The sequence below is a fragment of the Spirosoma profusum genome (assembly GCF_014699005.1).
Taxonomy (GTDB): domain Bacteria; phylum Bacteroidota; class Bacteroidia; order Cytophagales; family Spirosomataceae; genus Spirosoma; species Spirosoma profusum.
This window is the reverse complement of record NZ_JACWZY010000001.1, coordinates 1-26,895: the sequence shown is the minus strand read 5'-3', so window position 1 is coordinate 26,895 and position 26,895 is coordinate 1. Positions and strand designations below refer to the sequence as shown.

The following is a 26,895-nucleotide window of genomic DNA, read 5'->3' as shown; positions in this document are numbered from 1 at the left end:
TTCATAAAAAATGTCAGGTATCGTACACTTGTTACAATACAGCCAAGTCGTTGAAATATAGATTAGTATATTTCAATATGATTGGACTTATTATATAGTTTTACGACTTTCATCTACCACGTCTATTTTTTAATCTCCTCGTTTTATGAAGAATAATTTTTACCTGTTGACTATAGTCGCAAACTGTTTAATTATCTGCTCATCAAAGTTTAAGTTAAGGTTTCTGTTCGCAGTATTCGCGCTCTTTTTCTTTTCGGGAAACAGCTTTGCCATTCCGCTTCTACCCAGTAAAACGCTAACCACTTCAAGTGCCTTTATTCCGTCTTCGTTCGCATCGGTAACCAATCCCTTTACCATGAGCATGGCCTTTCCGGGCCGTATACTTCCAGGCGATTACGATAACGACGGTGATGTTGATATTCTCTATCAGAGCACCAACACCCAGGGAACGGGCTTTGGCTACGTGCGTAACAACGGCGCAGGCAGCTTTACCGATATACCCAACGCCACCAGCGCCGGTACGCCCTTTGCCGGGATAAGTTTCGCTGGTCAGCTGCTTAACAACGGAGGCTGGTTTGTCTTTGATTACGATAACGATGGCGATGTGGATATCATCGACCGGGAAAATACGGGTACGGGCAATACACTTGGCGTGTGGCGTAACAACAGTGGTACGTTCGCATCGGTAACCAATCCCTTTACCATGAGCATGGCCTTTCCGGGCCGTATACTTCCAGGCGATTACGATAACGACGGTGATGTTGATATTCTCTATCAGAGCACCAACACCCAGGGAACGGGCTTTGGCTATGTGCGTAACAACGGCGCAGGCAGCTTTACCGATATACCTAACGCCACCAGCGCCGGTACGCCCTTTGCCGGGATAAGTTTCGCTGGTCAGCTGCTTAACAACGGAGGCTGGTTTGTCTTTGATTACGATAACGATGGCGACGTGGATATCATCGACCGGGAAAATACGGGTACGGGCAATACACTTGGCGTGTGGCGTAACAACAGTGGTACGTTCGCATCGGTAACCAATCCCTTTACCATGAGCATGGCCTTTCCGGGTCGTATACTTCCAGGCGATTACGATAACGACGGCGACGTTGATATTCTCTATCAGAGCACCAACACCCAGGGAACGGGCTTTGGCTACGTGCGTAACAACGGCGCAGGCAGCTTTACCGATATACCCAACGCCACCAGCGCCGGTACGCCCTTTGCCGGGATAAGTTTCGCTGGTCAGCTGCTTAACAACGGAGGCTGGTTTGTCTTTGATTACGATAACGATGGCGACGTGGATATCATCGACCGGGAGAACACGGGCACAGGCAATACCCTGGGCGTATGGCAGCAAAGCGGCACGCCACCTATACTGTCATCGACGGTTCCGGCTGATAATGCAACCAACGTATCACCCACATCTAACTTTACGTTGACCTTCGACCGCAGCGTAACAAAAGGTACCGGAAATCTGCTTGTTGTTCAGACATCTACTAATTCTACTATTGAGACAATTCCGGTTACGGATGCCCGCGTAACGGGTAGCGGTACAAGCTGGGTAGTGAACCCAAATGCAACGCTGGGTGGTGGTACGGCCTATGCCATCCAAATACAGAAAGGTGTTTTCAAAGACGTTGATAGTCGCGTCTTTCAGGGCATTATCAATAATACAACATACAATATTACAACCGCCTTGCCGCCCACCATCACCGGCCTTACCGCAACTCCGAACCCAATTTGCTCGGGTGTAACGGCTACGTTTACGGCTACGATTGGTAGCATAACGGGTAGCTACGCCTATACGCTCACGAACGGAAGCAGTACTACTACGGGCAATACGTCCAGTACGGCCTTTAGTCAGGCTATTACGACCAGCGGTTCGGGTTCGCAGTCCTTTACGTTGACCGTAAACAATGTCAACGGTATTACGAGGGCAACGACCAACGTAACAGTAAACGCGCGCCCCACGGCGAGTATCAGTCCGAGCACTGCTACGTTAACCTGTGCGAGTCCTTCGGTCAATTTGACAGCATCGGGTGGAACAGCCTATCAATGGAGCACGGGAGCCACTACGTCAGTTATTTCGGCGAATACCGCAGGCACGTATTCTGTCACTGTGACGAATGCAGCAACGGGCTGTTTTAGTACTACGTCTGTAACAGTCAATCAGGATAGTTCGGTCCCCACGGTAAGTATCAGCCCGAGCAGTGCTACGTTAACCTGTACGAATCCTACGGTGTCTCTGTCAGCCATAGGCTCAGGAACGCTTCTCTGGAGTACGGGAGCCACAACAACAGCTATTTCGGTAAATACCACAGGTACCTATTCGGTGACCCTTACAGCAGTTAATGGGTGTACTGCCAGGGCGTCTGCGACAGTCATCAGCAATACGACGCCTTCGCCCTTGAACCTGACCGTTAGTAACCCCTTAACCTGTTCAGCAGCAAGTACTACACTGACGGCTACGGCTGGCTTTACCAGCTATAGTTTCAGTGCAGGGGCCAGCCAACAAGGTGGTTCGGCGGGCAATACGGCCATACTCAGCAATCCAGGTCTTTACTCGGTCACGGCTCGAAACGCGGCAGGTTGCACCTCCACGGCTTCGCTCAACGTCAGCTATCAGAACTGTTCGCCCACGGTGGCAAATGCGATTCCGCCCCAGTCGGCTACGGTGGGTCAGAGCTTCAGTTACACGATTGCAGCCAACACCTTTACCGACCCCGAAACACCTGTTAATCTGGTTCTATCGGTAAGTGGTTTGCCGGCAGGTTTGAGTTTCGTATCGCCCTCAACCATCACGGGTACGCCATCCAGCACAGTAGGGTCGCCAGTGAGCGTAACGGTGGTGGCGACTGATCCGGGTGGATTATCGGTTTTTACTACGTTTCAGCTAACGATTTATCCGCCCTGTTTATCGATGGTTACGGTGAAGGCGGGCAACTGGAACGATATCAGTGTTTGGTCGTGCGGGCGTCTGCCACTAATCAGCGATGTGGTGACGGTAAACCACGCCGTTACGTTGCCGACTAGTTATCAGGGAGTTGCGCAGCGAGTGATTTATGGCCCTTCGGGGAGACTACTGTTCAACTCTTTCAGTAACTTGAAATTGAATACCAATTAATTACAATTACATTCAAGTGAACATATTTCTTTAAAAGCCCGGATTTCCGGGCTTTTTTTGCTCGATGCGACGAGAGTGTTAATGAATGCGACGAGAGTGTTAGCACAGCGATGACCGTTTAGTGAACTTGCCCCCCTAAATCGACTTCTATCCACACTTAATCCAGCCTGTCATTATTCAGATATTTACTGGACTTATTTATCGAGAAGGGCCACCGGTCAACGGCTGGCTCAGGAGTTAACCCATAATGATAGAGTAACGTAACGTTTCAGCTCCAACCCATACATGAACATAGTCTAGTAAAGCAGCCAGTACGCCAACCCGATACGTCTTTAGTGCGGGCAATCACTACGTGCCTGGAACGTAGCGCTGGTTATTCATTCAATCACCTAACGATTGTACACGTTGACGGTGCACAATAGAAAAATAACTCGGATACATCCACGATATACCTCAATCAATTAGCCATTTAAAACTCAATTTTTATGAACCGAACGTTTTACCTTCTCTTCCTGGGACTTTGCTTAACAACAAGCTTCAAGTCAATTGCTCAAACTTTAATAGTATGGAGAGGGACCACTGATACAGACTGGAATACACCTTCCAATTGGAGTCTTGGACGAGTACCTATTGCAAACGATAGAGTCTACATCGACCCTAATCAAACGGGAAATTACCCTATAATCAGCAATGGTTTAACTGTTAATATTCAGTTTTTAGCTGTACAATCTAATACAAACCTATTAGTCCAAAGTGGTTGCACTCTAAATTTATCAGACACTGAATTTGCAATACAACTGGCCCCAGGGAGTCTTTTGCAGAATAATGGTACTATCAATTCGAGCGCATTGTATTCTAAAAATTCTGATAATACTACTAATCCTGTCAGTGCTACACTAATAAATAGTGGAAGACTTTCGCATACAAACTATCTTATGGCATTGGAAAATACTTCACTAAATATTATAAATAACTCTTCAGGGAGTATAACGATACCTCCCGGAAAAGCGTTTACCCTATGGCCTACTTCTACAGCTACAATAAGTAACAGCGGTACAATTACAACGGGAAATATAGACGGGTTATCAGGCTCAAATGTATCAATAACCAATAATGCGTGTGGTAGAATTTTTGCAGATGAAGTAAATGCTGTGGATAATTTTACAAATTTGGGTTTGGTTCAAATTAGTGGCGCATTAAACAATCCGGATGGTACGTTCACCAACAATGGTGTTCTAAAATATGGAAGCCGAACCGGTAATGCGATTGTAAATAGTACGAATCCTTCTGTTATCGTTAACAATTCCCCCACGCCCATCTTTACCTATGGTGGTACGTACAACGGAACGGTCAACGGTATTTATTCAAACACTGCTGCTACTACGTCGGCCGGTACGTTCACCGCTCCCAATACGTTTACACCATCGGGCTTATCGGTGGGTTTGCATACACTCTACGCCAAAATAACACCACAGGGAGGGAGTTGCACGTATATAGTGCCATTTACCTATTACGTTTGTTCCAGCACCTACACCGTCACCAACACGAATGATGCAGGAGCGGGAAGCTTGAGACAGGCCATGCTCGATATAGCGGCCACTACCTGCCCTGGTCCCTTTACCATTACAGCTAGCGTGAGTGGCACGATTAACCTGGCCAGTGTGCTGCCCGATATTACTAAAGACATTACCTTCATCGGGCCGGGAGCCAGCAACCTTACCGTCCGTCGAAACTCGGGAGGGAACTATCGTATTTTTACTATTCCTAATACGAACACTGTCAGCTTCGATGGGTTTACGATTGCCGATGGCTTCGCCGATCAGTCTGAAGGCGGGGGAATCAAAAACTTTGGCACGCTGACCCTATCTAACTGTATTTTGAGGAATAATCAGACTAATGAGAACGGTGGGGGTGTACAGAATGCGATCGGAGGGAGGCTAACAGTTACGAACTGCCGCTTTGAAGGAAACTCAGCAGTGTTGAATTTGAATACGGGTGGCGGTGGTGGCGTCGTGCACGATGGCTCATTCCTAAGTATTACAAATAGCACCTTTATCTCGAACTCAGCGACTTCAGGTGGTGGATTGTTTACAGGCAGTGCTAATGCCTCAGTTGCCAATTGTTTATTTACAGGCAATATGGCTTTAAGTGGTGGAGGGATGGAAAGTAGAGCAGCAACTACGATCACTATCACCAACTGCACATTCAGCAATAATACTGCCGAAAACGTAGGAGGAGCCGTATCGGGTGTAGGTGATAAATCTATTATCAACACCACCATCAGCCAGAATAAAAGTAATGGGGGAGGCATCACTATCTACAATAACAGTACCGTCACATTTAAAAATTGTATCATCGCTGGCAACACCAATCAGGCAGGAACAGCAGCCAATGACATTAATAATGATGGTGGCACGATCAGTTCCTCTTCCTACAATGTAATCGGCACGGGTGGTTCGGGTGGCCTAACTAACGGAGTTAATAACAACATTGTGGGCGTCACCCCCCTGCTGTCAACCCTGGGCAACTATGGTGGCCCAACCCAAACTCACGCGCTGCTACCGGGTAGTCCCGCCATCAATGCCGGTACAAATACGGGGGCACCCGCCACCGATGCGCGTGGCATCAATCGGGTAGGCAACACGGATATTGGCTCGTTTGAGTCCAGAGGCTTCAACATGGTTTTGACCAGTGGTAACAATCAGAATACTACGGTCAGTACGGCTTTTGCCAATCCGCTACGGGTAGCCGTTACCGCCAATCAGGCTATCGAGCCCGTCAATGGCGGGGTGGTTACGTTCGCAGGTCCTGGTTTAGGAGCCAGTATCAATCCTGTCTCAGTGACGGCCAGTATTAGCGGAGCAGTAGCTCCGGCTTCGGTGACGGCTAATGCTACGTCGGGAGGCCCTTACAGTGTGACAGCCAGTGCCAATGGCGCTTCTCCAAGCCGGATCTTTAATCTGACCAATACGTTTGCTACGCCCACAATTGCCAACTTTTCGGCCAGTCCGGCAGTAGTTTGTTCAGGCAGCCCTGTTACGTTCACCGCCACAATAGGCAACGTAACGGGTAACTACAACTACACCCTCACCAACGGTAGCAGCCCTCTATCCGGCACAGCCAGCGGCAATTTCAGCCTGAACGTAACAACTAGCGGGTCGGGCACGCAGAATTTCACCTTACTCGTGAGCAATGGCGGTCAGTCCGCAACGGCGGTTACCAGCCTGATGGTAGGCCAATCTGGAGTGACCCGGCTGTACGTGAAAGCGAATGCCACTGGTGCCAACACGGGCCTGAACTGGCAGGATGCCTTTACGGATCTGCAGTCGGCCCTACTTTACCCCTGCGTGGGTAGCCTGCGCGAGATCTGGATTGCCCGGGGGGTGTATAAACCACGATCGGGCGCCATCAGCGATGCCTTTTCGATGCTACCCGACGTAGCCATCTACGGCGGCTTTGAGGGTACCGAAATGGACCTGAGTCAACGCCCTCCTATCACCCTGAGCAATCCTTCATCGACCACGCTATCGGCGGATATTGATGGCGATGGTACGGTAGCTAACAACTCTCGCTACATTATTTATAATACTCTGCGACTCACTAACACGGCTATTCTGGACGGAGCCGTCATCACTCCTCCGCTATCAGGTACCGGAACGGGAGCAATCATGAACAACAGTAATGGAGACCCCAACGAAACCTCGCCCGAAGCGCAATTCGGTAGTGAGTGTAGCCCACAGTTTCGGAACTTACTGTTTACAGGATATACGGCTGGCAATGACCAAAGTAATTCCAGCGGAATTTTTGTAGTCAACACACCCAGAAAGGGTGGTGTTACTAATCCGAGCTTTGTCAACTGTGTTTTTCGGGATAACACAAGAGGGGGGATTTATAATGATGTACGAGATGATGCTTCCAGCCTCTCCCCCACGCAACTGAATCCCGTGTTTACAAACTGTGTATTCGCCAACAGCAGCAATGTATCGTTGCTTACTTATAATTCAGGAAATGGCCAGCTACTGACCCGTTTCGTTAACTGCTCTTTTCTGAATCTTTCGGGCGGTGTTTCAAGCAATAGTGCACGTCCGAATGCGCCGGTTAGTCTGGTGTTTAGTAACTGTGTACTCTGGAATACAGGAGGCAGTAGTACGTTCCGGAATCAAGCTGGGAGCTCGCAGGTTGTTACAACCCAGTACAGTCTGCTGGACCAGGCCATCACGGGCTATACCAGCGGCCCCGGCAACCTGACCACCACCAGCTCGCCCTACGTGTCAGCCAATGACCCTACCCTGCCCAATACCTCGCCCGCCGTCAATGCGGGTGACCCCGCCAGCGTCACCGTGGCCAGTGGGCCTTACTCGGCTACTAACCTGCCTGCCACCGATGCAGCGTCTAACCCACGTATTATTGGAATCCGGGTCGATATGGGCGCATTAGAGGTGCAAAATCCAGCTGCGCCAGTGCCGACTATTACAGGTTTAGCCGCTAGTCCGACTACGGTTTGTGCGGGTAGTCCCATCACTTTAACGGCAACGATTGGCAATTTCACCGGCGATTACGGCTGGTCGCTTTCCAACGGAGGGCCTCCAATCGGAAGCCCCGGCCCAACTTCTACCACTTCCCTCAGCGTAGTGGTGCCCGCAATTGGTTCAGGCCCCCAAACCTATACCCTGACGGTGACCAGCAATGGCCAGTCGACAACGGCTACTGCCAACGTAACGGTGAATAGCTTACCCACAGCCAATTTGACCAACAATGGCCCGCTGAGCTGCACGCTAACTAACGTAACACTGACGGCTTCGGGTGGTACGTCCTATACGTTTGCCAATAGTGGTGGCGTAATAGGTACACCCGGTGCGTCCAATACAGTTGTTGTCACCAATTCGGGTACCTATTCGGTGAGTGTAGCCAACGCCAGCGGCTGTGTGAGTACAACCACAACTACCGTAGGCACCAGCACCGCTACCGTGACCGTTTCCAATCCGTCCACCACAACCGCTACGTTAGGAATTCCCTTTAGCCAGACATTTACCGCAGGTGGTGGGGTAACACCCAGAAGTTTCTCGCTGGCCAGTGGTACGTTGCCGACCGGATTGAGCTTAGCGACGACAGGCGTTTTATCGGGTACGCCCACTCAGAGTGGCATTTTCCCCATCATGGTACGGGCCACCGATGCCAATGGCTGCTCGGGAGTGAGTGCTACGTACTCGCTCACGGTGAATACAGCCGCACCCGTGGCCCAGCCCGACAGCTACACGACCCTGGCCAATACGATCCTGAATGCATCTAGTGTGCTGGGTAATGATGCGGGAACGGCTTTAACGATTGTTCAGTATCAAACCTTATCTACGCAGGGTGGTGCGGTCAGCATGAATTCTAACGGCACGTTCACCTATTCGCCAGCCTTCAACTATATTGGTGCGGATTCGTTTACCTACACAATTCAGGATAATATAGGCCAGCAAGCAATAGGGATTGTCAGCCTGACGGTGAATCCTCAGACACCGACAATTGCAGGCTTTGCGGCCAGTTCTTCGGCTGTTTGTGTCGGTAGCCCCTTTACTTTCACCGCTACGGTGGGTAACGTAACAGGCAGCTACAACTACACACTCACCAACGGCAGCAGCAGCACAATAGGTGCTACGTCTGGCACAAATTTCAGTCAGAATCTGGTGGCTTCGGGCAATGGCAGTCAGAGCTTTACGTTGACAGTAACCAGCAATGGCCAATCAGCAACGGCGACCACCAGCATAACAGTGAACGCACTGCCCACCGCCGGTCTGACAAACAACGGCCCTCTGACCTGCTCCCAAACCTCAGTGACGCTGACGGCCAGTGGGGGCACTTCCTATACGTTCGCCAACCCCAGTGGACAGGTCATAACGGGCAGTGGTAATACGCGAGTGGTCAGCACCGCCGGTACGTACTCCGTGACGGCAGCCAATGCGAATGGCTGCGTGAGCACCACTACCACTACGGTCAGCAGCAACACATCTGTCCCTACCGCTTCTATCCTCACCCCAACCAGCACTACGTTGACCTGCACCACCACCAGCATCAGCCTGACCGCAACCGGCGGAGGAACATATCGGTGGGATGATAGTGCCACCAGTGCGGTACGTAGCGTCACGGCTGGGGGAACGTATTCCGTCACCGTTACGTCGTCAGGCTGCTCAAGTACGACTAGTTTGACGATTTATCAGGACAACAATGCACCCACCGTGAGCATCACGCCCAGCAGCGCTACGTTGACCTGTGCTATGTCGTCGGTCAGTTTGAGTGCGGTGGGAATTGGAACATATCGGTGGAATACTGGAGCCATCACGCAAAGTATCAGCGCTACGTCAGCTAACACTTACTCGGTGACGATCACTGCCACCAACGGTTGTACAGCTTCGGCTAGTGTGGTGGTAGGTCAGAACACCAGTGCGCCCTCGGTCAGTATTAACCCGAGTTCTGTTACGTTGACTTGTGCAACACCGTCGGTCAGTTTATCGGCTATCGGAACGGGGACGTATCGCTGGAGCACCGGAGCTACTACGCCCTCCATCAGCGCTACGTCGGCCACTACGTATTCCGTCACGCTGACAGGCTCCAATGGTTGCACCGTCACTACGTCGGTTCAGGTATTCCAGAACACTACGCCCCCCTCGGTGAGTATTTCTGTCAATCCATCCTTGACCATCACTCCCGGTCAGAATGCAACGCTCACTGCCAGCGGAGCCAGCACCTACCTCTGGAGCACCGGAGTCAGCACCACTGCCATTGTTGTCAATGCGCCAAGTGTATATTCGGTCACGGGCACAGTGGGTAACTGTTCGGGTCAGGCTTCGGTCACCGCTCTGCAAACCAGCCCACCAACAGGGACTTTTGCTATCACAGCCATCACCAACCACAGCTGTCAGCAGATTGCCAGTAACCGCTATGTCATTAGCTTCACTCCACAGTATAGCGGGCTCAACGGGCAACCGGTCAGCTTTTCAATCGCTGGTGAAATATTCCCAACTACGGCCCCTGGACCTTACACACTCCAGCTTTATACCGACAATCCAACCCTCATTCTCCATGCCCAGCAAACGGGCACACCGGGTGAGGCCTCATACACGTATAATTGGCTGGATATCTGTCAGAATCCTATGCCCAACACCCCACCCCGAGTGGACCAGCTGCTGACCAATCAGGTCGCTCGGGTAGGTCAGGGATTCGGCTATACGTTGCCCCAGACTACGTTTACCGATAATGAATCACCACAAAGTCTGAGCATAACGGTTAACGGATTACCTGCCGGATTAACCTTTACGCCACCTTATCAAATTGGAGGTGTTCCTACTTTGGCGGGAACGAGTTCGGTAACCGTAACGGCTACAGATCCCGGTGGTCTCACTGTGGCAACCACTTTTGTGCTGACAGTTGTAGATCCTTCGGCTGCAAACACCCCGCCTACTCTGGCTAATCCGGTGCCTAACCAGGTCGCCGTTCAGGGGCAATCCTTCAGTCTGAGCCTGGCCAATACGTTCACCGATGCGCAGACTCCGCAGGCACTTACGCTGGCATCCAGTGGTTTACCAACCGGGCTAACGCTGACAGGTACCAGTATCTCCGGGACACCTTCCCTTAGTGGTACGTCAACCGTCTCGCTGACGGCTACCGACTCCGGTGGACTTTCAGCGACGGCAACCTTTGCTATTAATGTTCTGCCGTCATCGGTAACTGCTACGGGTCCTTTTGCTATCACAGGTGTTAATCCGTTGACCTGTACTCAGATCGCCAATAACCGCTATGACATTAGCTTTTTGCCTCAATACAGCGGCCTCAACGGACAGGCCATTAGCTTCTGGGTAGAGGATGAAATGTCTCCTACTACGGCAACTGGTCCTTACAGTCTGCAACTCTACAATGACAATCCCATTGTTATACTCAAAGCCCAGCAGGCAGGGTCTGCCGGAGTAGCTTCATTCACCTACAACTGGCTGAGTTTCTGCCGGAACCCTCAGCCCAATACGCCCCCACGGGTTAATCAGGCCCTTACGGATCAGGTGGCCAAAGTGGGCGAAGCCTTTGGTTACACACTGCCTCAAACTACGTTCACCGACAACGAGTCGCCCCACAGTCTCAGTTTGACGGTGAGTGGTCTGCCAACGGGACTGAATTTCAGTCCGCCCACGCAGATTGGAGGAATACCCAGCGTAACAGGAGTGAGTTCAGTAACCGTGACAGCTACCGACCCACAAGGCTTGACGGTGAGCACCAGCTTTATCCTACGGGTGATTGATTCTAACAACTGTCGGAGCGCGAGTGGAGCCATTACCTCAATGAAGGCCGGGAATTGGAATGACCCCACGGTCTGGTCGTGCGGGACAGTGCCTACTCAGACCGACAGGGTTTTACTCAATCATGCCGTTGCTTTGCCTGCTGGCTATGTAGCTCAGGCGCTGAGTCTTGGCTATGGAATCGGTGGTAAACTAACGTATCAGGCCAATTCGCGCTTAAGGTTAGGTTTTTAAGCGAATTTATTACAGTACGATTGTTGTGCTACGTGAAAACGCCCGGTTTCTGAAAATGAACCGGGCGTTTTTGTATGAAGGTAAATAACATAACTATTGGCTAAGTCAACGTATTGGTTATTTATTCATCAATTCATTATTCACGTTAACTAATGGATTGATCTACGGCCTATCAGCAGCAAGCTTTGAAAAGAACCCGAGATTTATTCTACTAAGAAAAACCGTTGGTCGGAAAACGTAGTTAATTGGTTGCCATGTATCCGCTACGTAACGGAAGGCTTTTTTACTCAACGAACTATCTTTTCTCATGAAATCCGCTATCGTTTGCTTCGCGATTTGCTTATTCGGCTCCGTCTGTTTCGGACAGGCCGATTCATCTAAAACGACCCAGGAACCTGTTCAGAAACAGGTATTTATTCCGGGTGTCGACACACCCACTTCAGGGCCAGGGCTAACAGCGCAGGTGCCAACAACTACGCCCCCTCCTCCCGCAGATGGGAAAAAACGAAAAGCCCTACCACCCAGCGATCCACGCTCGTTTGGCGTATCGGTTCCCATCGGCAAAGCCAAAAAAGATTCATTACGGAAGAATTAGGCTATAAATGGTCTAATTCATGTGAATTATAGATAGTTAAAAGTTAACTCTTTGGCTAATAACACCTAATCGAGATTTTTTGTCATCCTGAGGCAGGAAGGATCTTAAAGCTTCTTTACTAGATTTCCAGGAAACCTTAATACCCTTCCTGCCTCAGGATGACAAAACTAACTACCCATAATTCGCATTAACTCGTAGGCTTATCGGGGACGGGAGCCGATGCGTGGAATTCCTGATAAATCCGATGCATATACGTATCGAGCAGTTCCAGAATACGCTCCCGGCTGTTGGAGTTGGCAATCACACCAACGTGGTATTCCTTTTTCATGCGCCACCAGATTTCCGATTCACCAAATACCGATAAATCAGGCCATTGCTGGCGAGCTAATGAGACAATTAAGCCTGCGTACTGACCACTATCAGTTGGTGGTACGTAGTGTTCTTTTCGGGCCATCGCCACTTCTAGTTTGGCCCACTCCCGCCAAAGATTGACGCCTGATGCGGCCTCGACCATCTCGGCAATGTGCGCCCCACCCACTCGTGAAGCCGTTTCCAGAAAATACAATTCGCCGTCGTGGTCGCCCCGGATGTATTCCGAATGCGAAGCACTGTAGCGCATTCCGAACGCTTCCAGTACCTGATCGTTAATCTGACGTAGTGCCGCCGTTTCATCACCATCGAGAGGCAACGTAGCAGTCCGAAAGACGCCCCCGCCGTGCGCTACCTCCATTGGCGTTGCCAGATACTGGCTCACCCGTGAAAACACGGCCTTTCCATCAACTGACAGCGAATCGACGTGATAGACTTTACCCGGTTTAAACGTTTCGATGAGGTAGTGATGCCGAAGGTCGCCCAGCAGATGAATGGCCGACCAGGCTTCGTCCAGCGAATGAACTTTGCGAATACCGGTCGTAGAGGCTTCCGAACGGGGTTTGATCAGCCAGGGGCCTTCAGTCGTTTGCAGGAAGTTTGTAACGGTTTCGTCGTGAAATAACGCACTGAAGGCTGGCACCCGAATGCCAGCCGAAGCCGCCCGAGTCCGCATGGCCAGCTTATCGCGAAAATACCGGGAGGTCGTCTGCCCCATGCCATCGATGCGGAACGTTTCGCGGATGAGTGCCCCTTTTTCTACGTCAAAATCGTCCAGCGCCACAACCCGGTCGATCTGCCGCGACCGCATGGTATGAGCCAACCCCACAATCATTTGCTCCAAATCGTTGGGTTCATTGCTATGTGATGGTAGAAAAAACAGTTCATCGATGGCTTCACGCGGCCAGTCTTCGTTGGCCAGTTTCTGGTCGGTCAGCAAATAAACCGTGTTGCCCATCTCTTTACAGGCGCGCATAAAATCATGTCCCTTAAAAAACGTAGCAATGCACAAAAAAGACAACTGGCTCATAGGAAGGGCGTTTGCGATTAAGGGTAGCTGTTCCAGGTTTCCGGAAGTGCGCCGGGCGAAAACCTGGATCAACGTATCAGAACTTAAAGTACAGCAAAAACACCAGACTCGAAATTTTTCTTATCGCATTTCTGCAATCAGACCGCGTAAATACGCGATTAACAACCGAATGCCGAATCCGGTAGCGTTTTTCTGTGACCCAAATTCAGTATCGGCAAAAGCCATTCCGGCAATGTCCAGATGGGCCCAGGCGGGATGATTTTCGGTAAAGACTTCCAGAAATTTAGCCGCACTAATGGCTCCGGCAATCGGTTTACCACTGAAATTCTTCAAATCTGCTACGTCCGATTTGATGTCTTCCTTATAAGTATCCCAGATGGGCAATCGCCAGAGTCGCTCGCCCGTCTGGTCGGCGGCTTCGATTAATTTGCTGGCTAACGTATCATTTGATGTAAACAGCCCAGCGGCATGATATCCCAAAGCGGCTATTACGTTGCCCGTCAACGTAGCAAGGTCGATCAGAATATCGGGCTGGTAATTACGAACCATATAGCCCAGCCCATCGGCCAGAATCACCCGCCCTTCGGCATCGGTATCGATGATTTCGATGGTTTTACCCAGATACGACGTAATGACATCGCCTGGCTTGGTCGAACGTCCGTCGATGGCGTTTTCGGTAGCGGGGACAATACCAATTACATGAATCGGTAGCTTTAATTTAGCCGCTACTTCAACCGCGCCGAGTACTGCCGCAGCCCCTCCCATATCGCTCTTCATAAGGTGCATACTCGCCGAGGTTTTTATCGAAACACCGCCCGTATCGAACGTAACACCTTTACCTACCAGCCCCACTTTCAGCACGTTGCCTACACCTTCTGGCTTGTAATCAGCAATAATCAGCACCGGTGGCGCTTCGCTGCCCTGACTCACACTCAGCAATGCGCCCAAGTGCTGAAGTTCAAGTTCGTTTTTGTCGAGAATCGTTACGTTGTAGTTATGCTCTCGCCCCGACGTAACAGCCCAATCGGCCAGCGTTTGCGGTTTTTTCAGGTTGGCCGGCGCATTCATCAAATCCAGCATCTGACGCTGCGTCTGCGCAATCGCTTCACCACGTAGCAGAGCTTCCTGCGCCGAAGTCAACTGCATCTCATCGACGTAGAGCGTTATCTGACCAGCTTCCGCAAAAATGGCCGGGCCTTCATGCTTATCGGTCTGATACAGGCGTAAGTCATAACCGCCCCACCGGATTCCCAGCACCACAGCCTCCACTACGTCGCCGGGTAACATAGTCAGGTCGATACCTAACGTAGCAGGGAGCTTGCTTTTATAGTCAAAAAAGAATTTTCGAAAAATTCGTAACCAATCCATCGATTGCGGGTCAGCGCCGACACCGAGTAAGTACGTTTTGTTCCCATCGGGGCTATAAAGCGACAGTACGTCTTTCGCTTCTGCCTTAAAATCGCGCTGAAGTATAAACGTATCAATAGACAGTCGCGGAGCCAGTTTCGTCAGTTGATCGGCCAGCGTCTCCGTCTGACCAATCGGGATAAGTAGTTCGCCAGTGGCTGGTGGTTGAGTATTAAGTGTTATCGTCACGGAAGATAAGATTTAGTAGCATTTTTTGTCATGCTGACGAAGGAAGCATCTTAAATTATCATCACTCGCAGGTAAGGATAATTTAAGATGCTTCCTTCGTCAGCATGACAAAAAATGCTTGTTTCAATAATTTAAACAGCTCGTCAATAAAACAACCATTCGATGGCTTTGGGAAATTCGCGGCTCCAGTGAACTTCCTGATGCGTGCCTTCTGGATCGACTGACAGATGCAAATTTATCGGATTTCCAACGTACTGCTGACGAATCAGCGAATCCTTAAACCGCTGAATATTAGGCACCATATATTTCGATTCCTGTTCACCGCCGTAAGCATAGATTTTCATCGGCACTGGTGCCTGAAAGCGAATAGCATCAAAATAAATTTTGGGTGAAATCCACAACGCTGGCGAAAATATCATCAGTCGGCCAAATACATTGGGGTGCATAAGTCCGGCATACAGACTGATCAGGCCACCCAACGAACTTCCGCCAATGCCCGTATTGGCGGTGTCAGGTAGTGTGCGGAATGACCGGTCGACAATGGGTTTCAGGGTATGGCGGATGAAATCCAGGTAAAATTGTCCACGACCATTACCAGCCCGTGTCCGATGGAACGTAAATTCTCTGATACGTTCGTCATTGGCGTGATCAATCGAAATCAGAATGACTTCGTGATGATGACGGGCGGCCAGAATGGCCATTTTCTGATCAATTTCCCAGCTTCCGTACCCCGCTCCGCCACCAAACAGATTCTGACCGTCGTGCAGGTAAAGCACAGGATAACGCTTGTCAGATTCATCATAATCGTGCGGCAGTAAGGCATGGACCCGACGAAAACGGTCGATTGTTGGCACCTTGAACGTATCGCCAAGTAGCTCAATTCTGGGCAGATACGCCGGATTAAACGGTCCGCCAAACCATCGCCAGTGCGGTACGTATTCCCGCCTTACGTCGTTTGTTCGGAGCGCCGTCCGATTGGGAACTGGCCCACCAAACGCATCAAGTTCGACATGATCCCAACCGCCACGGGTATATTTATATTCCAGTTGGTCGGGTAAGGGCAGGTCACCAGGAAATTCATAGATAAACTGACCGGGGCCCACGGGTGTCATCTGAAAGACATCTATGTCGGGCAACCAGTCACAGAAATTGCCCGATACATATACTGGGCGCTCGTCGTTATCGGGAGTTGTTAATTCTAAACGTAGTGATGAAGACATACAGACAAAATCGGATACCAGCCGCAGTTGGTTCAGATTTGGCCCGTAAAATTAGGGAGAATTCCACGAATACGTTTGCAGACAAGCCATTAGGCCAGTGCCCATTGTTCAGTCAATCCCTTCACTAGTCCTACCAATTGTTTATAACTGGCTGGCTTTGTAAGACACTGATCAGCGCCAAGCGCCATACTCCGCTGACGGTCTGAATTGTCTGACGATGTCGTGAGCATAACCACCGGCAGACTCGCAAATTTTGGAGAGTTTCGCAGTTGAGCGAGCGTTTCGAAGCCATCCTGGCGCGTCATATTGATGTCGAGCAGAATGAGCTGGGGTAATTCAGCCGAATTGGCCAGCTTGGGTAACAACTGGTCGCCGTCGTTGAGCGTAAGTACACTCACCGGGTTTGTCATGTCTTCGAAGGCCGAACGCAGAAAAAGCCGATCGTCCTCGTCGTCATCGACAATCCAGACGGATGGGGGAGTTAGAGGCAAAGTGCCGGTTGAATAATGAAAAGCCATGATTTGACACGCAGGACGATGATTGGCAGAAAGCGAAAATCAATTCACCGACTGATTACGGCGCCAAAATAACTAAACAGAGAAGGCTGTAAAATGTCGCAACGGGTGTGATCATCAACTATTCAGCACCTGGATTATGCAATGGAAAACAGAACAACGTGGTGTGAAACTCAGAAGCAGGAATCAAAGATAACACTGCTGAACGTAGCATGCAATAGTTTATCTACCTATTTAATAGTGAATTAACACGTATCAAGGGCGTCTAAAAATAAAGAGGCTGTACAATAAACTACCCCGACACGCTCTTCTTAGTCGCCTGTCGGGGTAGTTTATTAGTACGTTTAACTGATTTTCTGGTGACTACCAATTGGTAGATTATCTAAAAACGGCTTATTGTTTGATGACTTTGATGGAGATTACTTCTTGAGCAGTGCTGACACGTAGCAGGTACATTCCACTAATTGCCTGATCGATACGTAAGCGCTCCTCATGACGTAGCGTGGTAACATGTATAGACCGATCAAGTATGGGCCGACCATTCAGATCGGTTAGAAACAGACGTACCGATTTATCCTGTGCATTATCAATTGTAACCGTAAATTCCTCCCCTACCGGATTTGGATAGACACCTGCTTTGAGGTTGGCAATCAGCTCGGTAGTCGGACTGGCCGCAAGTCTGGCCCCCACAGGACATTGCGCCCGGATGTTCCAGATATAAGTAACCTCTGCACCACTCTGGCGGGCACGTAGCAGCAGGGGCTGCGCATCGGCTGCAGTACGTAATTCCAGGTCAACAAACTGGTTAGGATTAGTTGTCCAATCGGTGATACCGATGGAGCGAAACTCAATGGGCGTACCATTACCGCCACTAGTCAGGAACGTAAAGGCACCTGTTTGGCAATTGTATTGAGGAGCCAGCAATTGCAGATTACCATTGCCGGGATTAGGAGGATTTCCGCCCACAGGACACTGCGCCCGGATGTCCCAGATATAAGTAACCTCTGCGCCGTTCTGGCGGGCACGTAGCAGAATTGGAGCGGCATCGGCTGCGGTACGTAGTTCCACATCAACAAATTGATTGGGATTGGTCGTCCAATCAGTGATGCCAATAGCCCGGAATTCAATGGGCGTACCATTACCTCCGCTGGTCTGGAACGTAAAAGCACCCGTCTGGCAGTTATATTGAGGTGCAGTCAGTTGCAGATTACCATTGCCGGGATTGGGCGGATTGCCACCGACAGGGCACTGCGCCCGAATGTCCCAGGTATAGAACGCTTCTGACCCATTCTGACGAGCACGTAGCAGAATCGGAGCGGCATCGGCCGCAGTACGTAGTTCAACGTCTACGTACTGATTGGGATTGGTTGACCAATCAGTGATACCAATGGCCTTGAACTCGATGGGTGAACCGTTGCCACCGTTGGTTTGAAAGGTAAATTGACCTGTCGCACAATTATAACTTGGTGCTTTGAGTTCAAGAGCGCTGGAAACCGGTGGCGGTGGCGCACTTAACGTATAAAGTTCTTTACCCTTAACTGGATCGGTGTGGGTGAAAAAGAGCGTGCCATTCACATTCGTCAGATCAGCGGTTGGATCACTCGACGTATAAACACTTGTAGCCTGGTTAGTAGAAGGATCTGTTTTGAAAATTGAACCAAGACCACCGACAAAATAAAGCGTGCCATCGACATTCGTCAGATAACTTGGCGCAGCTGGACAGATCACTTGTACAGTGCCCTCCAACGTACCATTCGACTTCCAGAGCTTATTGGCAAAAACAAAATATAGGGTTCCATTTACGTTGATGAGACTCGATGGTGAGAGTGTCGGATCGCCGGTAGCACCGTAGGGAACATCATTGCTAAGCGGACTATCACTTGAGGAGCTCACAAAGGTTGCGAAGAAACCAGTACCTGGATTATTTGAGCCGTTTGATTTAAAAAGCCCCCAGTAGCTGGAACCTCCTTTGATAATCCGGCTGGTGTAATACAATGTGCCATTGACATCGGTCAGGTTGGCCGGATTTGGTCCTTCAGCCGGATTTGAAATTCCATCGACGAGTTTAACGGTACCAGCCGCCGTACCATCCGATTTCCAGAGCCGGTGAAAATCGCCAGCCTGACCGTCGTTCGCGGTGAAGAAAAGCGTGCCGTTGACATTGATCAGGTGCTGAATTTTATTGTTATCTGCTGGTCCTGGTGCAATCGTTTTCACCAGCTCGGTTGAAGCAGTAGTACCAGTAGACTTGTATAGTCCACCCCCATATATAAAATAGAGCGTGCCATTAAGATTCGTCAGTTGCGAGATTTTAGGAAAAAAAAATGGCTCCGATGGATAGTACGTAATACGGGTGGTACCGGGTGAATTTGTGCCATCCGATTTGAGTAAACCTGAATAGCCAGCACCACCAAGCGCCAGCGTATTTGAGTAGTAAAGTAAGCCTCCTACATTCGTAAGGTTCTGAGGATCTTTACTTTCCGGCTTGCTGCCTTGCCCGTCCAGAAGTTCCACCGTACCGCCCTCGGTACCATCTGATTTCCAGAGTTGGTTGGAGTAAATGCCAAATTGAGGAACGGGTGTTTTCGCGCTAAAGAACAACGTACCATTCATATTGGTCAGGTTTTTAACATTACCTTCAACAGCACCCGGTATAATATCTTTAACCAACACGGTCCCCTGCTCTGTACCGTCCGACTTCCAGAGTTCTTTCCCGTGCACCCCGTCGTCGGCCACAAAATACAGTTTCCCGTTTATGTTGGTGAGTTGTTCAGGCAACGATGAGCCAGCACCGGGTTTAATGTCTTTAATAAGGGTTTGAGCGTCAACCGATAGCGTGTTTATGCCGACCAGGCACAGCAATAGTCCCAAGACTCGTTTGTACAGTGTTTTCATGATAGCATTTGTGTTTTACTTACTGTTAAAAAACTTTGGCCAACTTATTTGTACTTGAGTTTCATTAACGGGTTAGTAACCCAATCGTATTCCACTGTCCTGAAGTCGACGTAGTGGCTTAGTGAGTACAAATCAATAAATTCGGCAGCTATCATCCATGACGAAGTTAGTAACAGGTATGCCAAACTGTATAAAAGGGTCATTTTGCCCGACCGTTAGCAGAATTCAGCCAGACAAGTAGCTTATAAGGCTAATACGTAGTAAGCTGGGTTACGTAAGTGAGCAATACTGCAGGAACATACTGGCGTACACACTCACCAATATGATAGCGGCTGGACAAGTCAGTAAGCTTTAGAGTGATCTAGCGCAAACAACTGCCTATTCCCTTTCCAATGAATAATCTTCTGATATTCAACAACTAAAGCTAATTGATATTCCTGCCGATCCAGTTCACTTTTAACCCGGAATAACGTATCAACCAGGGTATTTTAAGCTACGCTTTAGGAAGACATATGGAATATTTTCGATAATAACTTTTATAATCAGTCTAAATAGTATTTACATTTGTGGCGACAATCTGCTCACTAAAAACTCCATTGATCATGGTTCACCGCCATTTACCTGCCAAATTAGCTTCTCTTGTCCTACTAACGGCATCTTTAACCGCTTGTAATAACTGGGAAGAAAACCCAACTACCGTTTCCCCCCAACTTCGTAAAAGCGTCGATTACGCCAAGCTGACCGATACGACTACCTACGCCAACTTTTTTGTCGATGATAAAGGCGCGAAAACCGTTGACCTGACCGTAGGCAGCGCGCGCCTGGGTATGTTTCGGGCGATCAATACGTATAACGGAACGGCCGCTAGCACTGGCGCAGTGCTGGATGCGACGGTATTGAAAAATATGTTCTCGAACACGGGAAATCCATTTTCAGGTACGGCAAACGCCAGCCTGAACACATCGGGCGTACAGTTGCGGAACGTAACGGCTTCGTCGTTATCGGCTGCCGACGCAGAGAAAGAGCGTGCCACTGTTGAAGCTGGATTTACCCCAATGGCGGCTATCAGCAAATTTGCTTCGGCTACGGCTTCAGAAGGCAAGCCGGGTAAACTTGGTACGTATCTGGTTGACGATAAAGGCATTGAGTGGGCACAGATCATCCAGAAAGGTCTGATTGGCGCTTTTCAGGTCGATTACATCGCTAACGTACTGCTGAGCGATAAGAATCTGGCGCTGGATAATCAGACACTGGTGAGCGGCAAAAACTACACAGCACTTGAGCAGAACTGGGACGAAATTTTTGGCATCATCACCGCAAATCCAGTGTATGGCGGCAAAGCTACTGCTACGTCTTCGGGCGAAAGTTTTATCGGTTCTTATCTCTGGGAATACAATAAGGAGGATTTCCCGAAAATTCATAAAGCACTGTTAACCGGTCGTGCAGCCATCGTTAACAACGACAAAACGTTACTGAAAACACAGGCAACTCTGATTCGCTCGGCTATGGAAAAAGCTATTGCTGGTGCTGCGCTGGGTTATCTGGGCAAATGGAAAACCGCCGGTACGAACACGGCGGCAGCTGCGCACGCTATGGGCGAAGGGTTAGGCTTTATTTACAGTCTGCGTTATGCTAAGATGAATAATGCTGATGCTGCTTTCTCCGACGGTCTGCTCAACAATCTGGTTTACTCGGCTCCAAACGGTTTCTGGGGGCTGACTAACGCCAAAATTGATGCGGCTTCTTCTGCCATCAAGACGAAATTTAATATACAATAATTGGGTTTAAGTTTATAATTTAGTGAAATCAGGTTCCCAAACCTGACCTCACTAAATGAATACATTAACAAACTGTAGACAGAAAACTTAAAAACTCACCACAGAGCGATCGGCCACGTATCGCTCTGTCTTCTTTTTTATATCATGAACCAACTCAGGTGGAAAAAACTCGGGTTTGTCTGTGCGTTCGTAACCACGTTATGGGCCTGTGGTGGGAGCGGTACGGATACGCCGACGCCCGGCAATCCGACAAATCCAACCGACCAGGCAGCGTCGGACCGGAAAGCGATGCTCACCAACATTGCCGACAACATCATCTTGCCCAGCTACGCCAACTTCAAAACCAAGTTCGACGCTATGCTGACAAAATCGGCTGCATTTACAGCCAAGCCTGATAAAACGACACTTACCGAATTTCGTCAGTCGTGGGCGGATGCTTACATAGAATGGCAAAAGGTTGAACTCTTCGACGTTGGTCCGGCTGAACAGTACACGCTACGTAACTTCTTTAACATTTATCCTGCCGACGTAGCAGGCATCGAATCGTACGTAACAGCAGGAACGGGCGCGTTCGACGTACCGGCTTCCTATCCCAAACAAGGTTTTCCGGCACTGGATTACCTGCTGAATGGCCTCGGCACTACCGACGACGCGATTCTGGCTAAGTACACAACAGCCACCGATGCAGCAAAACGTATTGCGTACATTACACGCCTGACCACTCAGATGAATTCGGTATTCAATACCGTCAATATTGCCTGGACGTCTGGTGGTTATCGCGATACGTTCATCAACTGCACGGCTCTCAACGCGGGCTGCTCTACGTCAAAACTGGTCAATGGATACGTACTGAATTACGAACGATACATCCGGTCGGGCAAATTCGGTATTCCGTCGGGGGCTATGACCAACGGCACCGTTGCGCCCGATAAAGTGGAAGCCTTCTACAAAAAAGACATTTCGCTGGCGTTGGCCAAAGCGGCTCATCAGGCTTCAATTGATTTCTTCAACGGAAAAAGTGCAAAAAACGGGCAGGAAGGGCCGGGTCTGAAAACGTACCTGAACTCACTGGGAGCCAAAGATACCAGTACCGGTGCGTCGCTGACAGAAACGATCAGCAAACAGTTTGACGCCATCACGCAGCAACTCAATACGCTGAAACCCAATCTGTACGACGAGGTTAAAGCCAACAACACAGCGATGGTTCAGACCTACACGCAGATGCAGAAAATTATTCGGATGCTCAAAGTCGATATGACCACCGCCATGAGCATCACCATTACATACACTGATAACGACGGGGATTAATACAGTCGTTACTCAACAGTCATTAGTCGTTAGTTTGCTGACCAGCCAATTACGAGCGACTATCGACTGATGACTAACGACTATTTCCTGACGACTTTCGTTCATGCAGGCTTATTTCCGCAAGATTACTTCAGCTGCTCCGTTGGCCGTTTTCAGAATCCTGTTCGGCCTGATGCTGCTGGGCAGTACGATTCGTTTCTGGAGCAAAGGCTGGATTGAGGAACTGTACATCAGACCGCATTATTTTTTCCCTTTTTACGGTTTCGAGTTTGTCAAACCGCTGGGGCAGTATACCTACGTATTGTTTGCTATCTGCGGAATTTCGGCCTTGTTGGTAGCCATTGGGCTTTTCTACCGACTGGCTGCGGTGATTCTGTTTCTGAGTTTTACCTACATCGAACTCATCGACAAAAGCACGTACCTGAACCATTACTATTTCACCAGTCTGGTTTGTCTATTGCTGATTTTTCTGCCCGCTCACGCCTATTTTTCCGTCGATGCCTACCGACGACGTACCTTAATTGCCGACCAGATTCCAGCCTGGTGCCTCGATTCGCTACGTTTGTTTGTTATGCTACTCTACGTATTTGCGGGGCTGGCCAAACTCAACAGCGACTGGTTACTGCATGCGTTGCCGCTACGTATCTGGTTACCAGCACATAACGACTTTCCAATGGTGGGTTTTTTGTTCAATTACCGCTGGGTAGCCTACCTATTTAGCTGGTTCGGTTGTTTGTATGATCTCACAATTCCGTTTCTACTCTGGTATCGCCCGACACGTTCCTGGGCATACGTAACGGTCGTCGTTTTTCACGGACTGACGGCCCTGCTTTTCCCGATTGGCATGTTTCCGTATATCATGATCGTGACGGCACTCATTTTCTTTCCGGCTCATTTTCACCAGACGATAATTCGGCAATTAAGTCGCTGGATGTCTATTTCGGGTACGTTCCTGCTACCACGCCGAACGTATCAGTACGGGCCAGTAGCGACGAAGCTGATTCTTAGTTTTTTAGGACTTTTCTTTGTCATTCAATTGCTGACCCCGCTACGTTTCCTGCTCTATCCGGGTGAGCTTTTCTGGACGGAACAGGGCTATCGATTTTCGTGGCGGGTAATGCTGATGGAAAAAGCGGGCTATGCGCAGTTTATGGTCAAAGACAATGCAGGCCATCGAACCATTGTCAACAACAATGATTTTCTGACAACTTTGCAGGAAAAAATGATGTCGACTCAACCGGATATGCTTCTGCAATACGCTCATTTTCTGCGTGATTATTACGCTCAGCGTGGTTTTGAAAAGCCGCAGGTTTATGTCGATTCGTACGTAGCACTGAATGGTCGCATGGGAAAACCCCTCGTCGACCCGAACACAAACCTGGCTAACGAACAGGAATCGTTTCGGCCAAAAGCATGGATTACCCCGCTCAATGATACGATTTACGGTTTTTAGTTTTTTAGCGTTTGCACTGATTTTATGTGGGCTCACCCACAGTTCTTTCGCACAATATCAGCTTTCGGGAACGGTACGTGCCTGGCATGATAGTGTAGCCGTAAAGAGCTGTACGGTGTATCTGAACAATGGCCGACGTAGTATGTTGACCGACAGTTTGGGAAAATTCGTTTTCGATAACCTGCCCAACGGCCAGTACATATTACAAACCACTTGCCCTGATTTTAAAGCCTCGAAACAGAACGCAACTATCGATGGCCGGAGTCAGGACGTAGCAATTTGGCTGGTCAGTCGGCTTGAAACGCTGTCGGAAGTGACCGTTACGGATAAGCAATCCGACTTTGGTTTTACCCGGATGCGGGGCGTCGAAAACATGGGGATTTATGAGGGCAAAAAATCCGAAGTCATTATTCCTGAGCAACTTGTCGCCAATTTATCGACCAACAACGCCCGCCAGATTTACGCCCGTGTAGCTGGCCTGAACATCTGGGAAAACGAAGGCGCAGGACTTCAACTCAGCATCGGTGGGCGTGGCCTCGATCCGAATCGTAGTTCGAATTTCAACGTGCGACAGAACGGCTACGATATCAGTGCCGACGCGCTGGGCTATCCTGAAAGTTATTACACGCCACCTACCGAAGCCGTGGGTCGAATTCAGATTGTGCGCGGAGCCGCTTCGCTGCAATACGGTACGCAGTTTGGCGGATTGCTCAATTTTGTAATGAAAAAGCCCGTTGCGGACCGAAAATTTGAATTGATTATCCGACAAACGTTGGGTTCATTTGGGTTTTACAATGCATTCACCAGTGCCAGCGGAACCGTGGGCAAGTTGAGCTATTACACGTATTTTCAGTACAAAAAAGGCGGTGGCTGGCGGCCCAATTCCAACTTCACCAACTACACTGCTTTCGCCGACATCGATTATCGTTTTTCGGAGAATACATCGCTGGGTTTCGATATTACACAGATGAGCTACCTGGCCCAGCAGCCGGGCGGCCTCACCGACGGGATGTTCCGCGCCGACCCGCGCCAGAGTAATCGTGAACGCAACTGGTTCAACGTAAACTGGACTATGCCCGCTCTCCACTTCGACCACAGGTTCAACGCTAATAACGAGTTCAATCTGAGACTGTTTGGCTTGTATGCCTACCGATATTCGCTTGGATTCCGGCCCAACCGCGTGGCTAGCATTGATGATAACAGCGAGCGCGATTTAATCAAAGGTGATTTTCAGAACTGGGGTACCGAAGCGCGTTATCTGAAGCGGTACTACGTAGCGAACAAACAGGCCATTCTGTTGGTGGGCGGTCGCTATTACCACGGCTATAACCACAGTATTCAGGGGTTGGGCAGTACGGGCAAAAGCGCTGATTTCAATTTTATCGACAATGAGCAGGCTATTCAATCCGATTATCAATTTCCGAACCGGAACGTAGCACTGTTTGCCGAAAACATTCTCTACGTTGGTGATAAACTGTCAGTTACGCCCGGCCTTCGGTACGAATATATTCATACCACCGCCGACGGTTTCTATGGGACCATCACCCGCGATCTGGCCGGAAATATTCTTAGTTCGATACGCACCAACGAATACCGAACCAACAGCCGGCAGTTTGTGCTGGCGGGGCTGGGAATCAGCTATAAACCGGCCGCTACGTTAGATATTTATGGAAATTTGTCGCAGAATTACCGTTCCATTACGTTCAGCGACATGCGAATTGCTAACCCGTCGATGGTGATTGACCCGAATTTGCAGGATGAAAAAGGCTATTCGCTGGATTTGGGGATACGTAGCACGCAAACCACGCTGTACAATTTCGATGTTAGCACGTTCTACCTCAACTACAACAATCGCATCGGCGAAGTGCAGTTCTACGACCAGAATGACCGCGTGTTACGTCGCCGGGGCAACATTGGCCAGGCCATCATAATGGGCCTTGAAACCTACGCTGAAGGTGATTTCTTACGAATGGCGAACCCGAAAAATCCGAACCTGAGTGGGGTTTTATTCGCCAACGTAGCGTTGATACGTTCTCGCTACAATGCCAGCGAAGTGGCGGGCGTGGTCGGTAATCAGGTAGAGTTTGTGCCGAACGTAAACCTGAAAAGTGGGGTACGTTTGGGCTACAAAAACCTGAAAGCATCCTTCCAATACACATATCTTTCCGACCAGTTTTCGGATGCTACCAATGCCCGCGAAGGCGGTGTTTCGGCAGTTATCGGCCTGATTCCAGCCTACGCCATTATGGACGCCAGCCTGTCGTATCAGTTTAGTCGATTTCGGCTCGAAGGCAGTTTAAATAATCTCGCAAACCGGACTTATTTCACCCGGCGAGCCACCGGCTACCCCGGCCCCGGCATTCTACCTTCCGATGGACGTAGCGTTTACGTGACATTACAGGTGAAGCTATAAAGCCGAAGCTATTTATTTGTCATGCTGACGAAGCCGGGCCGCCGGAGCGGAAGCATCTTAAAATTTCCTTATTCTCAGGCTTGGAAACGCTA

General features: G+C 49.6%; 12 protein-coding genes. 7 read left to right on the top strand and 5 right to left on the bottom strand.

Annotation, left to right across the window (positions count from 1 at the left end; translation table 11 throughout):
• The first annotated feature begins 145 nt into the window (after nucleotides 1–145).
• The 3 genes from IC229_RS00060 to IC229_RS00050 all read left to right on the top strand — a co-directional run bounded on the left by IC229_RS00060 (nucleotide 146) and on the right by IC229_RS00050 (nucleotide 12,226).
• The gene (locus IC229_RS00060; RefSeq protein ID WP_190884877.1) at nucleotides 146–3,127 is read left to right on the top strand and encodes an FG-GAP-like repeat-containing protein; all 2,982 of its coding nucleotides are present in this window, start codon (nucleotides 146–148) and stop codon (nucleotides 3,125–3,127) included.
• Between the two features lie 1,175 nt (nucleotides 3,128–4,302).
• The gene (locus tag IC229_RS00055; RefSeq protein WP_190884876.1) at nucleotides 4,303–11,631 is read left to right on the top strand and encodes a putative Ig domain-containing protein; all 7,329 of its coding nucleotides are present in this window, start codon (nucleotides 4,303–4,305) and stop codon (nucleotides 11,629–11,631) included.
• A 307-nt stretch (nucleotides 11,632–11,938) separates the two neighbouring features.
• Nucleotides 11,939–12,226 (top strand): hypothetical protein, encoded by a 288-nt coding sequence (locus IC229_RS00050; protein WP_190884875.1) that lies wholly within the window; start codon nucleotides 11,939–11,941, stop codon nucleotides 12,224–12,226.
• A 187-nt stretch (nucleotides 12,227–12,413) separates the two neighbouring features.
• On the opposite strand, the gene IC229_RS00045 is transcribed toward IC229_RS00050, so the two are convergent.
• The 5 genes from IC229_RS00045 to IC229_RS00025 all read right to left on the bottom strand — a co-directional run bounded on the left by IC229_RS00045 (nucleotide 12,414) and on the right by IC229_RS00025 (nucleotide 19,851).
• Nucleotides 12,414–13,625 (bottom strand): ATP-grasp domain-containing protein, encoded by a 1,212-nt coding sequence (locus IC229_RS00045; protein ID WP_190884874.1) that lies wholly within the window; start codon nucleotides 13,623–13,625, stop codon nucleotides 12,414–12,416.
• A gap of 120 nt (nucleotides 13,626–13,745) precedes the next feature.
• Nucleotides 13,746–15,221 (bottom strand): leucyl aminopeptidase family protein, encoded by a 1,476-nt coding sequence (locus IC229_RS00040; protein ID WP_190884873.1) that lies wholly within the window; start codon nucleotides 15,219–15,221, stop codon nucleotides 13,746–13,748.
• A 143-nt stretch (nucleotides 15,222–15,364) separates the two neighbouring features.
• The gene (locus IC229_RS00035) at nucleotides 15,365–16,441 is read right to left on the bottom strand and encodes an alpha/beta hydrolase (protein ID WP_190884872.1); all 1,077 of its coding nucleotides are present in this window, start codon (nucleotides 16,439–16,441) and stop codon (nucleotides 15,365–15,367) included.
• An 89-nt stretch (nucleotides 16,442–16,530) separates the two neighbouring features.
• Nucleotides 16,531–16,959: a response regulator gene (locus tag IC229_RS00030; RefSeq protein ID WP_190884871.1), complete on the bottom strand. Its 429-nt coding sequence runs from the start codon at nucleotides 16,957–16,959 to the stop codon at nucleotides 16,531–16,533.
• Nucleotides 16,960–17,349: 390 nt separating this feature from the next.
• On the bottom strand, nucleotides 17,350–19,851 hold the full coding sequence (locus IC229_RS00025; protein WP_190884870.1) for an ELWxxDGT repeat protein: 2,502 nt from the start codon (nucleotides 19,849–19,851) through the stop codon (nucleotides 17,350–17,352).
• Nucleotides 19,852–20,453: 602 nt separating this feature from the next.
• Between IC229_RS00025 and IC229_RS00020 the strand changes: the two genes are divergently transcribed.
• The 4 genes from IC229_RS00020 (at nucleotide 20,454) to IC229_RS00005 (ending at nucleotide 26,803) form a co-directional block, all read left to right on the top strand.
• A complete protein-coding gene (locus IC229_RS00020) occupies nucleotides 20,454–21,629 on the top strand; it encodes a DUF4856 domain-containing protein (protein WP_190884869.1) in 1,176 nt (391 codons plus the stop codon).
• A 144-nt stretch (nucleotides 21,630–21,773) separates the two neighbouring features.
• Nucleotides 21,774–22,937, top strand: a complete 1,164-nt coding sequence (locus IC229_RS00015) for an imelysin family protein (protein WP_190884868.1) — start codon at nucleotides 21,774–21,776, stop codon at nucleotides 22,935–22,937.
• A 103-nt stretch (nucleotides 22,938–23,040) separates the two neighbouring features.
• Complete coding sequence (locus IC229_RS00010) at nucleotides 23,041–24,390, top strand: HTTM domain-containing protein (RefSeq protein ID WP_190884867.1); 1,350 nt, start codon at nucleotides 23,041–23,043, stop codon at nucleotides 24,388–24,390.
• Nucleotides 24,368–26,803 (top strand): TonB-dependent receptor domain-containing protein, encoded by a 2,436-nt coding sequence (locus IC229_RS00005; protein ID WP_190884866.1) that lies wholly within the window; start codon nucleotides 24,368–24,370, stop codon nucleotides 26,801–26,803. The genes IC229_RS00010 and IC229_RS00005 overlap by 23 nt, the downstream gene beginning before the upstream one ends.
• Nucleotides 26,804–26,895: the final 92 nt, after the last annotated feature.

Excerpts from the sequence above, each read along its gene's own strand:
- IC229_RS00060 (WP_190884877.1), top strand. The coding sequence starts at position 146 with ATGAAGAATAATTTTTACCTGTTGACTATAGTCGCAAACTGTTTAATT.
- IC229_RS00050 (WP_190884875.1), top strand. The coding sequence starts at position 11,939 with ATGAAATCCGCTATCGTTTGCTTCGCGATTTGCTTATTCGGCTCCGTC.
- IC229_RS00045 (WP_190884874.1), bottom strand. The coding sequence starts at position 13,625 with ATGAGCCAGTTGTCTTTTTTGTGCATTGCTACGTTTTTTAAGGGACAT.
- IC229_RS00035 (WP_190884872.1), bottom strand. The coding sequence starts at position 16,441 with ATGTCTTCATCACTACGTTTAGAATTAACAACTCCCGATAACGACGAG.
- IC229_RS00030 (WP_190884871.1), bottom strand. The coding sequence starts at position 16,959 with ATGGCTTTTCATTATTCAACCGGCACTTTGCCTCTAACTCCCCCATCC.
- IC229_RS00025 (WP_190884870.1), bottom strand. The coding sequence starts at position 19,851 with ATGAAAACACTGTACAAACGAGTCTTGGGACTATTGCTGTGCCTGGTC.
- IC229_RS00020 (WP_190884869.1), top strand. The coding sequence starts at position 20,454 with ATGGTTCACCGCCATTTACCTGCCAAATTAGCTTCTCTTGTCCTACTA.
- IC229_RS00015 (WP_190884868.1), top strand. The coding sequence starts at position 21,774 with ATGAACCAACTCAGGTGGAAAAAACTCGGGTTTGTCTGTGCGTTCGTA.
- IC229_RS00010 (WP_190884867.1), top strand. The coding sequence starts at position 23,041 with ATGCAGGCTTATTTCCGCAAGATTACTTCAGCTGCTCCGTTGGCCGTT.
- IC229_RS00005 (WP_190884866.1), top strand. The coding sequence starts at position 24,368 with ATGATACGATTTACGGTTTTTAGTTTTTTAGCGTTTGCACTGATTTTA.